Below are 3,471 nucleotides of genomic sequence, written 5' to 3' on the forward strand. Positions count from 1 at the left end.
GTCGCTGACAGACGAGGACTGTCACACTTATTTGTTAGCGTCGATGTCTTTCAGTCAGGGAGAAAACGCCGATGAAGTTCGCACCGAAAATGCTCGCTGTGGTTCTTGGATTGGGCTTGGCCGCTCACGCATTCGCCACCGATCTGAAGCACTGGCCGGCGGATCAGGCCAAGGCGCTGGACGCGATGATCGCGGCCAACGCCAACAAGGGTAACTACGCGGTGTTCGACATGGACAACACCAGTTACCGCTACGACCTCGAAGAGTCGTTGTTGCCGTTCATGGAAAACAAGGGGCTGATCACTCGCGACAAGCTCGATCCTTCGCTGAAACTGATGCCGTTCAAGGACACCGCCGACCACAAGGAAAGCCTGTTCAGTTACTACTATCGCCTGTGCGAAGTCGACGACATGGTCTGCTACCCGTGGGTGGCGCAGGTGTTCTCCGGCTTCACCCTCAAAGAGCTGAAGGGCTACGTCGATGAGCTGATGGCTTCGGGCAAACCGGTGCCGGCGACTTATTACGAAGGCGATGTGGTGAAGAAACTCGACGTTAATCCGCCGAAAGTCTTTACCGGTCAGGCTGAGTTGTACAACAAGCTGATGGAGAACGGCATCGAGGTCTACGTGATGACCGCCGCTTCCGAAGAACTGGTGCGGATGGTCGCGGCCGATCCGAAGTACGGCTACAACGTCAAACCGCAGAACGTCATCGGCGTGACCACGTTGTTGAAGAATCGCGAAACCGGCGAGCTGACCACTGCGCGCAAACAGATCACTGCCGGCAAGTATGACGAGAAGGCCAACCTCGGCCTCGAACTCACCCCGTACCTGTGGACCCCAGCGACCTGGATGGCCGGCAAACACGCGGCGATCCTGACCTACATCGACGAGTGGAAAAAACCGGTACTGGTGGGCGGCGACACCCCGAGCAGCGACGGCTACATGCTGTTCCACGATGTGGATGTGGCCAAGGGCGGTATCCACCTGTGGGTCAACCGCAAGGACAAATACATGACTCAGCTCAACGGCATGATGGCCAAGCACGCCGCGGCGCAGGCCAAGGAAGGCTTGCCGGTGACGGCGGACAAGAACTGGGTGATCGTCAAGCCTGAAGACATCCAATAAAAGCAGCTGATAGCGGGGAGCCGCAAGCTGCAAGTAAGAGCCGCGTTGCTCTTTCTTGCCGCTTGTAGCTCGCTGCTTTGAGCTTTTTTAGATCCCGTCGAGCATCGCCTTGTTACGCACCGCACCCTTGTCGGCGCTGGTCGCCAGCAGGGCGTAGGCCTTCAGTGCAGTGGTCACTTTGCGTGGACGCTGCTCGACCGGTTTCCAGCCTTTCTTGTCCTGCTCGACCCGGCGCGCAGCCAGTTCTTCATCGCTGACCAACAGGTTGATCGAGCGGTTCGGAATGTCGATCAGCACTTTGTCGCCGTTCTGCACCAGACCGATTGCGCCACCGGCCGCTGCCTCTGGCGAAGCGTGGCCGATCGACAGACCGGAAGTACCGCCGGAGAAACGACCGTCGGTGAGTAGCGCACAGGCTTTGCCCAGGCCTTTGGACTTCAGGTACGACGTCGGGTAGAGCATTTCCTGCATGCCCGGGCCGCCTTTCGGGCCTTCGTAGCGAATGATGACGATGTCGCCTTCCTTCACTTCGTCGGCGAGGATGCCGCGCACCGCGCTGTCCTGGCTTTCGAAGATCTTCGCGTTGCCTTCGAAAACGTGGATCGACTCATCGACGCCGGCGGTTTTCACCACGCAACCGTCGAGGGCGATGTTGCCGTACAGCACGGCCAGGCCACCTTCTTTGGAATAGGCGTGCTCGAAGCTGCGGATGCAGCCGTTTTCCCGGTCGTCATCCAGGGTTTCCCAACGGGTCGACTGGCTGAACGCGGTTTGCGTCGGAATGCCCGCAGGACCGGCCTTGAAGAAGTGGTGCACCGCTTCATCGGTGGTCTGGGTGATGTCCCACTTGGCGATGGCTTCTTCCATGCTGCGACTGTGCACGGTCGGCAGGTCGGTGTGCAGCAGGCCACCACGGGCCAGCGAACCGAGGATGCTGAAGATGCCGCCAGCGCGGTGCACGTCTTCCATGTGGTACTTCTGGATGTTCGGCGCGACTTTGCACAGCTGTGGAACGCTGCGCGAGAGACGGTCGATGTCGCGCAGGTCGAAATCGATTTCGGCTTCCTGGGCGGCAGCGAGCAGGTGCAGGATGGTGTTGGTCGACCCACCCATGGCGATGTCGAGCATCATCGCGTTCTCGAACGCCTTGAAGTTGGCGATGTTGCGCGGCAGCACGGATTCGTCGTTCTCGCCGTAGTAACGCTTGCACAGCTCGACAATGGTGCGGCCGGCCTGCAGGAACAGCTGTTCGCGGTCGCTGTGGGTGGCCAGGGTCGAACCATTGCCTGGCAGCGCGAGGCCCAGGGCTTCGGTCAGGCAGTTCATCGAGTTGGCGGTGAACATGCCGGAGCACGAACCGCAGGTCGGGCAGGCGCTGCGTTCGTACTCGGCGACTTTCTCGTCAGAAGCGCTGGAGTCGGCGGCGATCACCATGGCGTCGACCAGATCGAGGCCGTGGGAGGCGAGTTTGGTCTTGCCGGCTTCCATCGGACCGCCGGATACGAAGATCACCGGAATGTTCAGGCGCAAAGCGGCCATCAGCATGCCCGGGGTGATCTTGTCGCAGTTGGAGATGCAGACGATGGCGTCGGCACAGTGGGCGTTGACCATGTACTCGACGGAGTCGGCGATGATCTCGCGGCTCGGCAGCGAATAGAGCATGCCGTCGTGGCCCATGGCGATGCCGTCGTCGACGGCGATGGTGTTGAATTCTTTCGCGACGCCACCGGCGCGTTCGATTTCACGGGCCACCAGTTGACCGAGGTCTTTGAGGTGCACGTGGCCTGGTACGAACTGGGTGAAGGAGTTGGCAATGGCGATGATCGGCTTCTTGAAGTCGTCATCTTTCATCCCGGTGGCGCGCCACAGTGCGCGGGCGCCGGCCATGTTGCGGCCGTGGGTGGATGTTTTCGAGCGGTAATCTGGCATGGAGCACTCCGGGCGGCTAATCAGGTATCAAAGGGGAGTGAGCTTCTATTGACGTCTGGAACACTCAGAAATGGCCGTGTGTCCGTGAAGTTGCCGATGACGTTGCGGGATCGCCGCTGGTCTCAGCCTGAGCTCATAAACCCGCCGGGGGATGAATGGCGATGAATCAGCCGATTCTACACCGCTGGCGTCCGGAGGGAATGGCGCAAAGCATTGTTCCAGTGCCGACGGTGCGAGTGGCATGACGACCGGCAGGCTCAATCGCCGCCCGTGGAGGTGATGGCACTGCGGTCGAGCACTCTGGCGCGACGGCTGATCCGCCTGTTCAACGCCAGTGCGATGCCACTGAGCAGGACAAAACAGTAGCCGAGGGTCGCTTGCAGGTTGCTCGGACTCAGGCTGATCAGCGCGCTGA

General features: G+C 60.4%; 2 protein-coding genes and 1 pseudogene. 1 reads left to right on the forward strand and 2 read right to left on the reverse strand.

Going from position 1 to position 3,471, the window contains the following annotated elements:
* The first annotated feature begins 71 nt into the window (after positions 1-71).
* Positions 72-1,127 (forward strand): haloacid dehalogenase-like hydrolase, encoded by a 1,056-nt coding sequence (locus DBR24_RS07595; protein ID WP_128614393.1) that lies wholly within the window; start codon positions 72-74, stop codon positions 1,125-1,127.
* A gap of 87 nt (positions 1,128-1,214) precedes the next feature.
* On the opposite strand, the gene ilvD is transcribed toward DBR24_RS07595, so the two are convergent.
* A complete protein-coding gene (gene ilvD, locus DBR24_RS07600) occupies positions 1,215-3,056 on the reverse strand; it encodes a dihydroxy-acid dehydratase (RefSeq protein ID WP_128614394.1) in 1,842 nt (613 codons plus the stop codon).
* 257 nt (positions 3,057-3,313) lie between these two features.
* Positions 3,314-3,471, reverse strand: a pseudogene (locus DBR24_RS31685) (multidrug transporter CflA); the annotation flags it as partial.

It is taken from the genome of Pseudomonas sp. HMWF006, assembly GCF_003061205.1.
GTDB lineage: Bacteria > Pseudomonadota > Gammaproteobacteria > Pseudomonadales > Pseudomonadaceae > Aquipseudomonas > Aquipseudomonas monsensis.

Bases quoted from the DNA above. Each gene is read 5' to 3' on its own strand.
- ilvD (WP_128614394.1), bottom strand. From the start codon at position 3,056: ATGCCAGATTACCGCTCGAAAACATCCACCCACGGCCGCAACATGGCC.
- DBR24_RS07595 (WP_128614393.1), top strand. From the start codon at position 72: ATGAAGTTCGCACCGAAAATGCTCGCTGTGGTTCTTGGATTGGGCTTG.